Raw genomic sequence first — 860 nt, 5'->3', positions numbered from 1 at the left:
GAGAAGGTGGTAAGCAGTGGGATAGAAATGGTGACGCACTTGAGACTGTGGCTGTTATTCCAGATTCTACTTACGGAATGTTCCATGCAGAAATGCTGGCTGACTGTGTGAAAAATGGTCAATATGATGTATCTACAATGGGTACAATGCAAAATATCGGTCTTATGGCACAAAAAGCTGAAGAGTATGGTTCTCACCCAACGACATTTGAGCTTGCTGAAGCTGGTACTGTAACAGTCACTGGTGAAGATGGTGTACTTATGAGCTTCGAGTGTGAGGCTGGAGATATCTGGAGACTTGCTAGAACAAAAGATATACCAATTAGAGACTGGGTAAGATTGACTGTTGAAAGAACTAGAATCGAAGGGATCCCTGCAGTATTCTGGCTAGATGAAGCACGTGCACACGATGCTGAGCTTATCAAAAAAGTAAACGAGTACCTTAAAGATCATGATACATCTGGTTTAGATATCAAGTTCATGAATGTAACGGATGCAACTAGATTCACAAACGAGAGAATCAGAAGAGGTGAAAACACGATCGCTGTAACTGGTAACGTTCTTAGAGACCACTTAACTGATATGTACCCGATCTTAGAGCTTGGTACATCAGCTAAAATGCTTTCTATCGTTCCATTGATCGCTGGTGGTGGACTGTTTGAAACGGGTGCAGGTGGATCAGCACCTAAGCACGTAGACCAGTTCCTTGCTGAAGGTCACTTAAGATGGGATTCATTGGGTGAGTTCTTGGCATTGGCTGAGTCACTAAGAATGATCGAGCAAAAACATCCAAATGCAAAACTTGCTGCATTGACTGCTGGTCTTGATGTTGCAAACCAAGGTTACCTTGATAACAACAAA

At 42.6% G+C, this 860-nt stretch carries 1 protein-coding gene; it reads left to right on the top strand.

The window, feature by feature from the left end:
- The coding region (locus PF327_RS11385) for an NADP-dependent isocitrate dehydrogenase (RefSeq protein WP_289402673.1) at positions 1–860 on the top strand (860 nt) is incomplete at both ends.

Origin of the sequence: Sulfurovum xiamenensis, from assembly GCF_030347995.1 — a bacterium.
Classification (GTDB): Bacteria; Campylobacterota; Campylobacteria; order Campylobacterales; family Sulfurovaceae; genus Sulfurovum; species Sulfurovum xiamenensis.
This window is presented reverse-complemented; position numbering and strand designations above follow the sequence as displayed.